11 protein-coding genes and 1 pseudogene are annotated in these 15182 nt (G+C 39.5%); 3 read left to right on the forward strand and 9 right to left on the reverse strand.

All coding sequences use genetic code 11. From position 1 onward, the window contains the following. Positions 1-70: 70 nt before the first annotated feature. Positions 71-1387, reverse strand: a complete 1317-nt coding sequence (locus tag G0028_RS13750) for a hypothetical protein (RefSeq protein ID WP_174492189.1) — start codon at positions 1385-1387, stop codon at positions 71-73. A gap of 52 nt (positions 1388-1439) precedes the next feature. Then, positions 1440-1958: a hypothetical protein gene (locus G0028_RS13755; protein ID WP_130074658.1), complete on the reverse strand. Its 519-nt coding sequence runs from the start codon at positions 1956-1958 to the stop codon at positions 1440-1442. 281 nt (positions 1959-2239) lie between these two features. Between G0028_RS13755 and mrdA the strand changes: the two genes are divergently transcribed. Together mrdA and rsmD are read left to right on the forward strand one after the other, a co-directional pair. Then, a complete protein-coding gene (gene mrdA / locus G0028_RS13760; RefSeq protein WP_180045690.1) occupies positions 2240-4285 on the forward strand; it encodes a penicillin-binding protein 2 in 2046 nt (681 codons plus the stop codon). Then, positions 4278-4838, forward strand: a complete 561-nt coding sequence (rsmD, locus tag G0028_RS13765) for a 16S rRNA (guanine(966)-N(2))-methyltransferase RsmD (RefSeq protein WP_265088096.1) — start codon at positions 4278-4280, stop codon at positions 4836-4838. The genes mrdA and rsmD overlap by 8 nt, the downstream gene beginning before the upstream one ends. 41 nt (positions 4839-4879) lie before the next feature. Here the strand turns inward: rsmD and G0028_RS13770 are convergent, their stop codons facing one another. Beyond that, complete coding sequence (locus G0028_RS13770) at positions 4880-5098, reverse strand: hypothetical protein (RefSeq protein WP_180045691.1); 219 nt, start codon at positions 5096-5098, stop codon at positions 4880-4882. A 224-nt stretch (positions 5099-5322) separates the two neighbouring features. Between G0028_RS13770 and G0028_RS13775 the strand changes: the two are divergent. Beyond that, positions 5323-6086: pseudogene (locus G0028_RS13775) on the forward strand (3-oxoacyl-ACP reductase). A 63-nt stretch (positions 6087-6149) separates the two neighbouring features. Here G0028_RS13775 and G0028_RS13780 read toward each other — a convergent pair. The 6 genes from G0028_RS13780 to G0028_RS13805 all read right to left on the reverse strand — a co-directional run bounded on the left by G0028_RS13780 (position 6150) and on the right by G0028_RS13805 (position 14619). Next, complete coding sequence (locus tag G0028_RS13780; RefSeq protein WP_180045692.1) at positions 6150-6506, reverse strand: hypothetical protein; 357 nt, start codon at positions 6504-6506, stop codon at positions 6150-6152. A 332-nt stretch (positions 6507-6838) separates the two neighbouring features. After that, complete coding sequence (gene sucD, locus G0028_RS13785; RefSeq protein ID WP_180045693.1) at positions 6839-7729, reverse strand: succinate--CoA ligase subunit alpha; 891 nt, start codon at positions 7727-7729, stop codon at positions 6839-6841. Positions 7730-7741: 12 nt separating this feature from the next. Then, positions 7742-8908, reverse strand: coding sequence for an ADP-forming succinate--CoA ligase subunit beta (sucC, locus tag G0028_RS13790; RefSeq protein ID WP_180045694.1), 1167 nt, complete (start codon positions 8906-8908; stop codon positions 7742-7744). Positions 8909-9073: 165 nt separating this feature from the next. After that, positions 9074-10507, reverse strand: coding sequence for a dihydrolipoyl dehydrogenase (lpdA, locus tag G0028_RS13795; RefSeq protein ID WP_130074651.1), 1434 nt, complete (start codon positions 10505-10507; stop codon positions 9074-9076). 60 nt (positions 10508-10567) lie between these two features. Further along, positions 10568-11782, reverse strand: a complete 1215-nt coding sequence (odhB, locus tag G0028_RS13800) for a 2-oxoglutarate dehydrogenase complex dihydrolipoyllysine-residue succinyltransferase (protein ID WP_130074650.1) — start codon at positions 11780-11782, stop codon at positions 10568-10570. Beyond that, positions 11782-14619, reverse strand: coding sequence for a 2-oxoglutarate dehydrogenase E1 component (locus G0028_RS13805; RefSeq protein WP_130074649.1), 2838 nt, complete (start codon positions 14617-14619; stop codon positions 11782-11784). Before G0028_RS13805 ends, odhB begins: the two co-directional genes overlap by 1 nt. Positions 14620-15182: the final 563 nt, after the last annotated feature.

Here is a 15182-nt window from a genome sequence, read left to right on the forward strand (position 1 = left end):
AACATCCTCTTTTAAAACAATATGTATAATACCTTGGTGTCCTCATCTAGTGAGGAGCACTGGCATCTATTTATAAGAAAGCAACAAACAAATGGATTAGACCTGCCAAAAATCCAGTGACCCCACCCAATACAATCAAAAGCCATTCGTCTTCCCTAAAAGCAGGACGTAATAGATTTTGGAACTCTGTTGGTGTCAGTTCACGGATACGCTCTCGAAACATTTGAAAGATTTTCTGTGCACGGCTCGCATTAAAGACTGGGTCGCTTACAGGCACCATCGTAATTTCAATGGAACGATCAATCAAGTCTGTTTTTAGTTTAGCATATTCCGACGGACCAATAGAAAGTTGTAATGCAGTTCGTATTAATGGCGTTTCCATAATACTATTTACATGGCGCTTAATAATACGGCGTGTCTTGTCTTTTTTTGGTCCATACATCATTTCGGTCATGATCGATTTTAACGTAATCAAATCTTCTGTCACAACACTTGCGAAAACATCCGAAACCTCATCTTGACGTTTCATGAATGCGCCTTGTACATTATATGTACCAATACGTGGAATAACGGGTTTAATCCATGGAAATTTTCGATCTTTTGTACGTTCAAAAAATTGAGGATAACGCACATAATGTGGATAAACTGGATTAAAGACCATCCAAATAGCAATCCAGTTGGTTAAAAAGCCCCAAATCGCGGCAAATATGGGCACAGTGCGATGATCAGGAATTAAGATATAAACCGCCATTTGGAATATACCAAAGAATGTTCCAATGAGTGCACTAATATGCCAAATAAAGTTAATTTCTTTTTGACCCACTTTTAAGAACATACGTACCATTAAACGGCGGTCACCTTCCATCTGGCGTACAACCATTTCTTTCATGTTCACCAATGACTCAACATTCATGGTTAACTCTGTCACCAACCCTTTTAAGATCTCAGGCATTTGTTGGTGTGCTTGCGCATAAATACGGCGCTTAATGGAATACGGTAAGTTTTCCCAAAGTACAGCATTACGATCCATCATCACTTCATCAATGAGATGTTCGAGTTCAAAACCCACTTGTTCACCAATGATACGTGCCATGTCTTCAGGTTCCATGGCATTTAAAAACTCATTGAGCGAACCTAATTTAGATAAGGTGTTATCTGTAATAATACCTGAAATACGTCCCGCTTTACGAGGCACAATCCCTTGCCAACCCACAGGCAGAGGACCTATATGAAAACCCCAAAACTTGATTGGGTAAAACACCATTTTTAGTGCCATCCACACATGGATCCAAGTCACAAAAGCTGTCACTGGTACAATACTTAATATTGCAAGATGATCAGGTCGACTAAAAAAAGTGTGCCACAAATCGCTAACGTATTCCAACATGCATGACTCTCATATTTATTTCTATTTGCGGTCTAAACGGCGACATATAAACTTAAAGCCCAAAACTTAAAGTATAAGCAAATTGCAGTTGTGGTCTGGTTTCTTCAATCATTTTGCCACGACTGTCATGTATTTCACTTCCAGCGCCCACACCAACACTAAATGTACTGATGCGTTCTTTATTCAATAAAACATAAGCTAAGTCTACACCTGCGCCATATTGAATCTCATCTTTATTATCAACTTTTTTACTTTTTAATGAACCACCATAAACACCGACATAAAAGCCATTTTTGTCCACCCCATTTAAAAATGCAGGATAACGAAAACCGACTTGCCCAGCAAATTCATGGTCATTGTTTACAAAAGCACCGACTTTCGCATAGGCGATTCCGTATGGATTTACCCATTCACCATTAAAATGAGCAATTTTTTGCGTCAGACCTGCACCAACATTAAATGTTGCAGCATCTGTATTTTGTAATTTTGCTTCTGGTAAGTAATCTTGCCATGCTGCATGGGTCACATTCCCTAATCCTAATAATAATATTAAGGGAAAGCTTTTTTTCATTATTTTCTCCATTGTCCCTAATCTGAGGTCAAACCAGATCTTCCATATTTTTCTGACTTTAACAGAATTATGAATCAACTCATATACAAAACACTAGAAATTTAGTGTCGCTAGGGTCAACAGCGGACAACTAAAATATTGTGTTCGATCTGAATGAAGAGATGCATTTTTACAGATTTTTATGTAGTTTCAAAACGATTATTACCATTCTCTACCTAATTCTAAGGTAAAATAGCTGCCCGCACTCTGCCCCCCTATTTGCCAAGTAAGTCGATGTCTATATGAAACAGCAGTTTCCCTTAAAGAATGTTCAACAAGAAAAACGCATCTTCCGAAGCCGCATTTTCTTTTCTATTGGCATTGTTTCATTTTTTCTTCTATTACTTGTCTCACGTTATGCGTATTTGCAAATTTTTCATCACCAAGAATTTAGTGAAGCTTCCGATAAAAACCGTATTCGCTTACAACCCATTGCGCCTGCACGTGGTTATATTTATGACCGCAATGGTATTTTACTTGCCGATAATTATCCTGTTTTTACAGCAACACTAAGTAAATCTGATGTTGAAGATATTGATGATACGGTTAAACGCCTCACTCCCATTCTAAATTTAAACGAAGAGGATATTGAGCGTTTTTCAAGCCGAATTAAAACATCAAAGAAAACCGAACGTGTCACACTCAAGCTAAACCTCACTGAAACCGATATTGCACGATTCAGTGAAGTCAAGTTTCAGTTTCCTGGTGTCGATATTGAAACGCAAATGACACGTTATTATCCACATGGTGAATTATTTGCACATGTGATCGGTTATGTAGGACGTATTAACGATAAAGAACTCAAAGAAATTGATAAAGACAGTTATGCCGGAACCAACTTAATCGGTAAAATTGGGGTTGAAAAATCTTATGAAGATTTACTCCATGGTAGCCCTGGTTATGAATCCATTGAAGCAGATGCTCATGGTAATGTCTTACGTCATTTAGGTCGTAAAGAATCAACGCGTGGTAATGATTTATTTTTATCCTTAGATTATGGCTTACAAACTGTCGCCGCTGAACAACTCGCAGGTCGCCGTGGTGCAATTGTTGCAATTGATCCACGCACGGGTGAAATTTTAGCATTAGTCTCTAGCCCAAGTTTTAATCCAAATCTATTCGTCACAGGCATTGGACACACAGACTATAGTGCTTTACGTGATAATTTAGACCAACCGCTTTATAACCGTGCTGTACAAGGAAGCTATCCACCCGGCTCTACCATTAAACCTATGGAAGCTTTAGGTGGTATTCACTATAAAACTGTAGATTGGTCAACTGCAATTTCTGACCCTGGTTATTTCCATTTACCTGGCGATTCGCATAAGTTCCGTGACTGGAAAAAAACAGGTCATGGTAGTGTCAATATGCACAAATCGATCGTGGTCTCTTGTGATACTTATTTTTATATTCTTGCCCATCAAATGGGTATTGATAAGATGAATGCATGGATGCGTCAATTTGGCTTTGGTGAAAAAACTGGCGTTGATCTCCCGAGTGAAAGTACAGGTCTATATCCAAGCCCTGAATGGAAAATGCGTACACGTAAAACCAAATGGCTCAAAGGTGAAACTATTTCTGTGAGTATCGGTCAAGGTGCATTTACCGCAACGCCGTTGCAATTAGCAATGGCAACAGCAATTACTGCAAACCATGGTGCCCATGTTATTCCCCATGTATTACGTGAGTCTAAAGGTGCAAAAGTACATAAAGTCCTCAATGCACCTACAGGTAAAATCAATTTTAGTGGTACGGATGCCGACTGGGTAAAAATGCGTGATGCTATGGTAGACGTAATTCAATCAGGTACGGGGCGTGGTATTCGTACACCAATGTATCAAATTGCAGGTAAAACAGGGACAGCGCAGGTCAAAAGTATTGCGCAAGGAAAACGTTATAATGAAGCATTATTAACTGAGCGACAACTTGACCATGGTTTATTTGTTGGTTTTGCACCTGCAGAAAATCCTGAAATTGCGATTGCAGTGATTTGGGAAAATGGTCGTCACGGTGGTTCTGCTGCACAACTTGCACGCCCTGTATTCGACTATTGGTTACTCACACGCAATAAAAAACCAATTGTCCCTCTCAATCATCAAATCAGTGGAGGTCTAATGACGGCAGGGATTAAACCTGGTGAATTACCAAGTGGTGATGTTGCATTATCTGCAGATCCAAATGCCGTGCCAAATACAACCTCAGGTCAAGCGACTACACATTCTCGTCAACCCCATACCCATCAGGCTCGACCTGCACCTGAACAACATGGAACAGAACTCAGTGACTAAAGTAAAAAATCAACTTCGAATTATTGGGGGTGAATGGAAACGTCGAGTTTTACCATTTGCTGACATCGACGGTTTACGCCCTACACCCGATCGTGTACGCGAAACTTTGTTTAACTGGTTGATGTGGGATATTCAAAATGCAAAAGTGCTTGATCTCTGTGCAGGTTCAGGTGCCTTAAGCTTTGAAGCACTGTCTCGTGGTGCTCGACATGTCATTATGGTTGAACCCAATTTACAACAAGTAAAGTTTTTAAAAGAAAACATTCATCTTTTAAAAGCTGAAAACTGCCAGATCAAAGCCCAAACAGCACAACAAGCCATGGCGAGTTTGGATGAAAAATTTGATTTGGTGTTTCTCGATCCACCTTATAGTTTAGATCTGTGGACCGAACTTGCTGAAAAAGTCGATATCTTACTTGCCCCCAAAGCAATGATTTATGTTGAAGCAGATCGAGCTTTAAATACTTTAAAGCTACCCGCACATTGGCAGTTAATTAAACAAAGTAAAGCAGGCGTGGTTCAAGCAGGTCTATTCCAAAAAAATGAGGTATAAAAAGCAGAGCATCACAGCCCAGCCTGTAAAATCTTTCTCATTTAACGATGATTATATCCATCTCTATGATTTGGAAAATGATTTTCATGCGCTCGGTTCGGACGATCTCTGTCCCATTTTGAACGATCACGATCACTATTCCAATGTGTACGATCTCGGTCATAACCTGAATGATGACGTCCACCATCATCATATGGTGCAACAATACATCCTGTCAAAGATACACCAAGTAATCCAACCACTATCATTTGCTTGATCATCACTTTTCTCACTTAATTTATTTTGTCTCATGACAAAATAACGTGAAGTTATGTAGAGCCACTGAATATCACGTTTTATCTTGTAGAAAAATGCACATTATTTTTTCACATTTCAGGCTTTGAGTTGATATTTGCTTAGTTTTTTAAGATCAAGTTTCCCACTCAATATTGGCTTTAAAATCCCGTATGATGTTATCTATTATTTTCTTTCAAAGAGAGCCCTTATGAAAATTTGCGATCAGATTGTTTTGGTCACAGGTGGTGCACACGTGGACTTAGTTTAGCCACCACCCATAGTTTATTAGCATAAGGCATGCGTGTTGTCGTAAATTATTAGAAAAGTACAGAAAGTAGCATTCAAATTAAGCCAAGAATTTCCTCAGCACGTTTTTTATTTATGAATCAGATGTGACTGATCCTGAACAGGTGCACAATATGTTTGCATAAACCAACCGCCATTTCGGGCAAGCAATTACTTCTGTGATCAACAATGCTTTGTTAAATTTCCAATTTAATGGAGATGAAAGATCCAAAGTTGAAACTCTGCGCTGGCAAAGCATGCAACAACAAATTGAAATCGCATTAAAAGCAACGTTAAATACCACACAGGCCGCTTTAGATGATATGAAAAAAGACCATTTTGGCTGTATTGTGAATATAGGAACAAATCTCGTGCAAAACCCTGTCGTGCCTTATCATGACTACACTACAGCAAAAGCAGCCCTATTGGCATACACGTACCACCGCACAGGATTTGGGGCAATATGGGATTAATGTCAATATACTTTCAGGTGCTTTACTCAGAAAAACTGATGTAAGCGGCACAACACCAAACTTTGTCTTTGACTTAATTGCTGATTTAAAACCACTGAAGGAAGTCACAACGCCCGAACAATTTGCAGATGTCATTTTATTTTTCTTATTACCTTGGTCTAGAGCACTAACAGGGCAAAATTTAATCGCAGATGGCGGTTTAGTCAAAGGTTAATATTCTATATTTTCCTAGAGATCCTCATTTCAACCACCTATTCTACAGGTAGCAATAGGGATTTTATAAAGCTTTGACCCAATATAAGCGCACCATCTGTCCTCGATCATAAGGAAAACTAGACAAATATTCATAACCTAAACGATTATTTTTATTTATTTTAAACTCCATACCATAACCTACTGAAATATTTAAACCTTGTACCTCTTGTTGCACAGACTGCCCTGCACTCACCCGATTTTTAAAATCATCCGTAGTAAATGCAGTGTAATTAAAAATTTTAAAATACTCATCTTCATAAAATTGATTACTTAAAACCGAGTATTTCTTTAACCCCTGTTCATGTTCTTCTGCTAATTTCTTTTGTTCCTGATTTAAATCAGCATTGGCAATGTTCGTTGCAGTTTCTAGATCAGTCATTTGCGTTCTTTTTTGTTTCAATTGTTTAAAAAAATCATATTTATAGAATGGCTTAGGTTTAACTGAAGAATTATTTTCGAGCCGTTTATTTGAAGGGGTTAGAGTAATATCGGCATATGTATCGTATCCTATACACATCAACAAGATACTGCATAATATTTTTAGGTTCATGCGCCACCCATAACCAATAAAACTAGTTTGTTATTCTTTTCAAACTATAACATTCTTGAAAAATCTAGATGTATTTTTTAATCAGTTTTCTATAAAAAAGAGAGAGCATTATGCCCTCTCCTCTCTAAGGTTTATTTTTAAACATCCAAATTATTTTTGGATTAAGCTAAACCTTTGTCTTTTAATAATTGCAACATGGTTGAACCAAGTTCGGCAGGGCTACGTGTATATGCCATACCCGCTTTTTCAAATGCTGCAAACTTCTCCTCAGCTGTACCTTTACCACCTGAAATAATTGCACCTGCATGCCCCATACGCTTCCCTTTCGGAGCAGTCACACCTGCAATATACCCCACAACAGGCTTTGTTACATTTGATTTGATATATTCAGCGGCTTCTTCTTCCGCAGTTCCACCAATTTCACCAATCATAATGATTGCTTCAGTTTGTGGGTCTTCTTGGAACAATTTTAAACAATCAATTTGGTTCATACCTGGAATTGGATCACCACCAATTCCAATACATGTCGATTGACCTAGACCAAGTTTCGTTGTTTGTGCAACCGCTTCGTAAGTCAATGTACCTGAACGTGAAATCACCCCAATTTTACCTGCTTGGTGAATATGTCCTGGCATAATTCCAATTTTACATTCACCCGGAGTGATGATCCCTGGACAGTTAGGACCAATTAAGCGTGCATTGTTGCCATATGTTTCAAGATAACGTTTTGCTTTTAGCATGTCTAAAGTCGGTACACCTTCGGTAATGACAACGATCAACTCCAAACCGGCATCAATCGATTCAACAATTGAATCTAATACAAATGGTGCAGGGACATAGATTGAGGTTGCTGTTGCACCTGTTTCTTTCACTGCTTCATTCATTGTATTGAAAACAGGTAAGTTTAAGTGAGTTGTCCCACCTTTACCCGGCGTTACCCCGCCGACTACTTTTGTGCCATACGCAATCGACTGCTCAGAATGAAATGTTCCATTTTTACCTGTGAAACCTTGTACCAATACTTTGGTGTCTTTATTTACTAATACGCTCATGATTGATACTCCTTACGCTTTCACTGCAGCAACAACTTTTTCTGCAGCATCGGCAAGGCCTGTCGCAGAAATTAATTTTAAACCCGATTCATCAAGTAATTTTGCACCTAACTCTGCGTTATTCCCTTCCAAGCGAACAACTACAGGCACAGTCACATTTACTTCTTGAACTGCTGCAATAATTGCTTCAGCAATCATGTCACAACGTACTATTCCACCAAAAATATTAATCAACACAGCTTGAACAGATGTATCTGAAAGAATAATTTTAAATGCTTCAATGACACGGTCTTTGGTCGCACCACCACCAACGTCTAAGAAGTTTGCAGGCTGACCACCATACAATTTAATAATATCCATGGTTGCCATCGCTAGACCTGCACCATTCACCATACAACCGATATTACCTTCGAGTGCAACATAGTTCAGATCAAATTCAGATGCTTTCAACTCACGCTCATTTTCCTGAGATTTATCACGCATTGCTGCGATTTCAGGTAAACGATACAGCGCATTTGAGTCAATGCCAATTTTTGCATCGACACAAAGAATTTCACCATTTTCACGTACTGAAAGTGGATTGATTTCAAACAAAGCAAAGTCATTATCAATAAAGGCTTGGTAAGCACCTGTCATAATGGTCACAAATTGGCTCACTTGTTTGTCTTTTAAACCCAATTTAAATGCCACTTCACGCGCTTGGAAGGGTAATAAACCCACCAATGGATCTACTTCAATTTTAAATATTTTTTCAGGTGTTTCTTCGGCAACTTTTTCAATTTCCACACCACCTTCAGTCGATGCCATAAACGTTACACGACGACTTGAACGATCAACCACTGCGCCTAAATATAATTCACGTTCTACAGGATAAACATCTTCACAAACTAAAACGCTATTTACAGGTTGACCATTGGCATCTGTTTGATAGGTAACTAAATTTGTACCCAATAAACTTTTAGCATAGTCTGCCGCTTCTTCGGCAGATTTTACAACTTTTACACCACCTGCTTTACCACGACCACCTGCATGGACTTGTGCTTTCATGACAGCAAATTTGCCATCAATTTGTTCAAATGCTTTTGATGCTTCTTCAGGGCTTGTAATTAAGATGCCTTCTTGCACTGGCATACCATATTTTTTTAACAGCGTTTTCGATTGATATTCATGTAGATTCATTTTTTACCTTTTACTACTTTTCACGTTGTTATTACCACCAATATTTAAACTTCCATCGCATTAAACATTGGCATTTATTAAAATTTGTTCTTTTATTAATAGATGATTATTCACTTAAAAACAACCATCAAAAGTAAAAAGAGCGGTCGAAACCGCTCTTTTTTTTTATTTGCGTTTACGCTGAATCGCGTGAATCGCACGTCCATCCACTGCAAGTGCAGCTTCATGTACCACTTCAGAGTACGTTGGGTGACCAAATGTCATCAATTGAAGATCTTCCACAGAAGATACAAACTCAAGCGCAATCATACCTTGGTGAACGATGTCTGAAGCACCAGGACCAATGATGTGCATACCCAATAAACGGTCAGTTTTTGCATCTGCAACAAACTTCACGAAACCTGCAGATTCATTCGCTGCTAAAGCACGACCATTCACTGCAAATGGGAATTGACCAGTTTTAACTTCATGACCTTTAGCAACTGCTTGCTCTTCAGTTAAACCCACCCAAGCCGCTTCAGGATGTGTATAAATCACAGAAATGATGGTGTCATAGTTTACTTGTGCAGCATGACCGTGCATACGTTCAACTGCCATTACGCCTTCTTCCATTGCTTTATGTGCAAGCATTGGACCACGTACCAAGTCACCAATTGCATATACGCCATCTACAGATGTCGCACACCAATCATTGACTTCAACCAAGCCACGTTCAGTCAATTTAATGCCTGAATCTTCAGCCAATAAACCTTCAGCATAAGCTTTACGACCTACACAAACAATCAATTTATCGAAAGTTTGAGTTTTGTCTTCACCGCCTTGAGTATATTGAACAGTCACTTCACGACCATTGATTTCCGTACCCGCAACTTTAGCGCCTACACGGATGTCTAAACCTTGTTTAGTCAACAGTTTTTGGTAGTCTTTTGCTAAAGCTTTGTCCGCCATTGGTAAGAATGCATCTAATGCTTCAAACACAACAACTTCAGAACCTAGACGACGCCATACTGAACCCAATTCAAGACCGATTACACCTGCACCAATTACACCCAAACGTTTAGGCACTTCTTGGAATTCTAATGCGCCAGTTGAATCTACGATAAGGTCTTCATCAACTTTAGCTACAGGAATATTTACAGGTACAGAACCCGTCGCAAGAATGACGAATTTAGGTTCTAAAACTTGAACTTCACCACCATCTAATGGTGTAAATTCAACTTTTTTACCTGCAAGTAATTTACCAGTCCCTTGTAACCACTCGATGCCATTGCCTTTTAATAATTGAGCAACACCACCCGTTAAGTTATCAACAACTTTGTCTTTACGTGCAAGAAGCTTTTGAAGATCAAGTTGAACATTTTCAACAGAAATCCCATGCACATCTAAGCCATGAAGTGTGTCTTCATAGTGATGTGAAGAATCTAAAAGTGCTTTAGAAGGGATACAACCTACGTTTAAGCAAGTACCACCTAAAGATGGTTTACCTTTGTGTACACGTTTTTCGATACACGCAACTTTGAAACCAAGCTGTGCAGCACGAATCGCTGCTTCATAACCACCTGGTCCACCGCCGATTACCACTAAATCAAATTGAGACATGCTTATCTCCAAAAACGAGCTTAGAGGATCGCCCTAAGCTCGTGTTGTTATTCTAAAGAATTAAAGGTCAAGGATCAGTTTAGCTGGCTCTTCAAGCAACTCTTTTACTGTTACAAGGAAACCTACAGCTTCTTTACCATCAATTAAACGATGGTCATAAGAAAGTGCTAAATACATCATTGGAAGAATTTCAACTTGACCATTCACTGCCATAGGACGGTCTTGGATTTTATGCATACCCAAGATAGCAGTTTGAGGTTGGTTCAAAATAGGTGTTGAAAGTAATGAACCGAAAGTACCACCATTGGTAATAGTAAAAGTACCACCCGTCATATCTTCAATCGAAAGTTTACCATCACGTGCTTTACCAGCAAATCCACGGATACCATTTTCAACTTCAGCATAGTTCATACGGTCTGTATCACGAAGTACAGGAACCACTAAACCACGATCAGAAGACACTGCCACACCGATGTCATAGAAACCGTGATAAACAATATCATCGCCATCGATAGATGCATTTACTGCTGGATAGCGTTTTAATGCTTCAGTACATGCTTTCACAAAGAAAGACATAAAGCCAAGACGTGCGCCGTGACGTTTTTCAAATGCGTCTTTATATTGAGCACGCATTTCCATGATTGGCTTCATGTTCACTTCGTTGAATGTAGTTAACATTGCAGTTTGCTGAGTTGCAGCAAGTAGACGCTCAGCAACACGCTTACGAAGACGAGTCATCGGAACACGTTTTTCGATACGCTCACCTACGGCAACACTTAATGGTGTTACAGAAGCAGCTGCTGGTTTAGCTTGATGATTTGCGACATCTTCTTTAGTGATGCGACCACCACGACCAGTACCTTCTACGTCAGATGCAGCGATACCTGTTTCAGACAATGCTTTACGTACAGCAGGTGCTTGGTCAGCAACTTGTGCACGCTCAACCACAGGCGCATTACCTGCTTGAGTTTGTGCAGCAGCTTGCTCAACTTTCTCTTCTGATTGCACAGCTTGAGTTTGCGCAGCACCAGAAACAGCACCTTCTTCAAACGTTGCAATTACTTCAGCTGAAAGAACTGTATCACCTTCATTTTTGATGATTGCAGAAATAGAACCATCGGCAGGAGCAACAACTTCTAAAACAACTTTATCCGTTTCAATATCACAAATCACTTCATCACGTGATACTGCTTCACCTGGTTGCTTATGCCAAGTCGCAATTGTTCCGTCAGCAACTGACTCTGGGAACACCGGTGCTTTAATTTCGGTTGCCATTATTTAGATTCTCCTGATTGATCAGCTACGATTGCAAGTGCATCAAGTACGAGCTGAGCTTGTTGTTTTGCGTGCAAGTATGGTGAGCCACATGCAGGTGCAGCTGAAGCCTCTCGTCCTGCGTAGCTAATACGAATTTGTTTACCAGAGTTGATTACGCCTTCGTATAAACGAGGAGCAATGAACAACCAAGCGCCTTGGTTTTTCGGTTCTTCTTGACACCAAACAAGTTCTTTAATGTTTGGATAAGTTGCAAGAACTTCAGCAATGCGTTGTTCTGGGTATGGATACAATTGTTCTACACGTACAATTGCAATATTCAGATTTTGTTCACGACGTTTTTCAAGTAAATCGTAATAAACCTTACCACCACACAATACGAGACGTGTTACATCTGCTTTGTTGATGTTATCTACTTCATCAATCACAGTTTGGAAAGTACCATTTGCAAGCTCATCTAAAGTTGATGTTGCAAGTTTATGACGAAGTAAAGATTTAGGTGACATCACGATCAATGGTTTACGTAAAGGACGAATCGCTTGACGACGTAAAACATGATAAATCTGTGCAGGTGTAGTCGGTGTGATCACTTGCATATTTTCTTCAGCACAAAGCTGTAGATAACGTTCTAAACGTGCAGATGAATGCTCTGGACCTTGACCTTCAAAACCGTGTGGAAGCAACATGGTTAAACCACACACACGCTCCCATTTGGTTTCACCAGAAGCGATGAATTGGTCAATCACCATTTGCGCACAGTTTGCGAAGTCACCAAATTGCGCTTCCCAAACGATTAAGCTTTTTGGCAAAGTCGTTGCATAACCATATTCAAATGCAAGTACAGCTAATTCTGACAATAATGAGTCATAAATTGCAGTACGTGGTTGGTTTTCTTTGATATGACAAAGTGGAATGTAAACCGAACCATCTACTTGGTTATGCAGTTTCGCATGACGGTGCGAGAATGTACCACGACCTACGTCTTCACCTGTTAAACGCACAAGGAAACCATCATCAAGTAAAGATGCATAAGCTAAAGTTTCAGCAGCACCCCAGTTCAATGGCATTTCACCTGTTTGCATTTTCAAACGATCATCAATGACTTTTTGAACTTGACGTTGCATCACAAAGCCTTCAGGCAATTGACGCATTTTTTGACCAAGCTCTTTTAAACGCTCGATCGGGAAACGTGTATCCCATTCATCTGTATAATCATGGCCTAGGTAAGGCGTCCAATCGACAAACATTTTTTTGTTTGGTTCTAAGACAAGTGCATTGGCAACATGTTTACCTGCTTCTAGATCAGCACGGTATTGTTCAACCATCGCATCCGCTGCAGCACGATCCAATACTTTTTCTTGTACCAATTGATCTGCATAAAGCGTACGAGTCGTCGCTTTTTTATTGATCACTTGATACATCATTGGTTGTGTTGCTGCTGGCTCATCCGCTTCGTTATGACCACGACGACGATAACAGAACATATCGATTACAACGTCTTTACGGAATGTATGACGGAAATCATGTGCTAATTGAGCAATAAACAATACAGACTCAGGATCATCACCATTCACATGGAAGATAGGCGCTTGGATCATTTTTGCAATGTCAGTACAGTATTCTGTAGAACGCGCATCACGTGGATCAGACGTTGTAAAACCGACTTGGTTGTTTACAACGATATGAACCGTACCACCCACTGTGTAACCACGAGTTTGTGACATTTGGAAGGTTTCTTGGTTGACACCTTGACCTGCAAATGCAGCATCACCGTGAACGATGATTGGTAATACATCATCACCACCGATGTCTTTACGACGTACTTGACGAGCGCGTACAGAACCTTCAACTACAGGTCCAACGATTTCTAAGTGTGATGGGTTAAATGCCAATGCCAAGTGAACTTCGCCACCTGGAGTCATGACGTTTGATGAGAAACCTTGGTGATATTTAACGTCACCAGAACCTTTCTTATTAAGTGCCTTACCTTCAAACTCACCAAACAGGTCAGCTGGGTTTTTACCCATGATATTGACAAGAAGGTTTAAACGACCACGGTGTGGCATCCCAATAACAACTTCTTTACAACCCACAGAACCTGCACGTTGAATCAGTTCATTGACCATAGGAATGAAAGATTCACCACCTTCAACACCAAAACGTTTAGCACCAACGTATTTATTACCAAGGTATTTTTCAAGACCTTCAGCAGCAGTTAAACGCTCAAGAACATGTTTCTTTTGTTCAGCAGAGAAACCGAATTGACCACGTGCACCTTCAAGACGTTGTTGAATCCAACGCTTTTCTTTGGTATCAACAATGTGCATATATTCTGCACCAATAGAAGCACAATATGTTGCTTCCATCGCTTCAACCATTTCACCTAAAGTTGCTTCAGTTTTACCAATCGCAAGATTACCTGCATTAAATACAGTATCTAAATCTGACTTGGTTAAACCATGCACTGCAAGATCCAAATCTGGAACGTCTTCACGTTTTGCCAAACCTAAAGGATCAAGTTTTGCTTTTTGATGTCCACGATTACGATACGCAGCAATCAGTTGCAACACGCCAATTTGGCGGCGTTCATGTTCAGTACTGACTTCACCTTGTACAACAGGTTGAACACGATTAGAGTTACGACCTAATAATAAGAATTGCTCACGAATGTTACCGTGGGGCTGATCACCTTTAGGGAATTTATCGAAATATTGTTGCCAATCCTCACCGACTGAGGTTGGAGAAGACAGGTACTGCTCGTAAAGCTCTTCAATATACGCTGCACTATCAGCGGAAAGTTCAGTGTCAAGACGCAGTGCGTCAGCAACTTCTTGCATTTGTGGACCCATTTCCTATTGCAAAAACATTAGAGGATGCTTTTTAAGCAAACCCAAGATTGATCATGCCAAACTGGTAAATTGGCACTCACCCTTTCGTTACTCAAAGACCAAAGGGCATTATACGGCATTAGAATTTTACTAATGCTGACAATGAATCATAACGCCCTCAATGGCATCACCACTCACTTATATACTCAACCGCAGCTGAGCAATTTTTTTGCAAATCGACTTAGAAAAAGAAAAGCAATGATTTACTTTTTCTAAAGCGGTTTATTTTATAAGCTATTTCTATTTTATAAACTCAACAGCGCCCCACTTATGTTAAAAAATGTACGATATTTCCCTATTTTTTCCACTTACAAAGATTTGTTAAATCCTAACATGAACTTAAGCCTCAATTGATTTTTTTGACACATACCACTCATAAAATAGCGAAATACATATCTATTATAATCTATTACTATATGGAGTTGTTTATATAAAAATTCAACCCATTCATATAAAAATACTATTTTAACTTAAATAAAAAAAAGAGCGCACCTTGGTTTGAGGTGCGCTCT

The organism is Acinetobacter piscicola (genome assembly GCF_015218165.1).
In the GTDB taxonomy this organism is placed as follows: domain Bacteria; phylum Pseudomonadota; class Gammaproteobacteria; order Pseudomonadales; family Moraxellaceae; genus Acinetobacter; species Acinetobacter piscicola_A.

Coding starts and splice junctions, on each gene's coding strand:
- G0028_RS13755 (WP_130074658.1), bottom strand. CDS start 1,958: ATGAAAAAAAGCTTTCCCTTAATATTATTATTAGGATTAGGGAATGTG.
- lpdA (WP_130074651.1), bottom strand. CDS start 10,507: ATGTCTCAATTTGATTTAGTGGTAATCGGCGGTGGACCAGGTGGTTAT.
- G0028_RS13805 (WP_130074649.1), bottom strand. CDS start 14,619: ATGCAAGAAGTTGCTGACGCACTGCGTCTTGACACTGAACTTTCCGCT.
- G0028_RS13750 (WP_174492189.1), bottom strand. CDS start 1,387: ATGTTGGAATACGTTAGCGATTTGTGGCACACTTTTTTTAGTCGACCT.
- odhB (WP_130074650.1), bottom strand. CDS start 11,782: ATGGCAACCGAAATTAAAGCACCGGTGTTCCCAGAGTCAGTTGCTGAC.
- sucD (WP_180045693.1), bottom strand. CDS start 7,729: ATGAGCGTATTAGTAAATAAAGACACCAAAGTATTGGTACAAGGTTTC.
- G0028_RS13780 (WP_180045692.1), bottom strand. CDS start 6,506: ATGACTGATCTAGAAACTGCAACGAACATTGCCAATGCTGATTTAAAT.
- sucC (WP_180045694.1), bottom strand. CDS start 8,908: ATGAATCTACATGAATATCAATCGAAAACGCTGTTAAAAAAATATGGT.
- mrdA (WP_180045690.1), top strand. CDS start 2,240: ATGAAACAGCAGTTTCCCTTAAAGAATGTTCAACAAGAAAAACGCATC.
- G0028_RS13770 (WP_180045691.1), bottom strand. CDS start 5,098: ATGATCAAGCAAATGATAGTGGTTGGATTACTTGGTGTATCTTTGACA.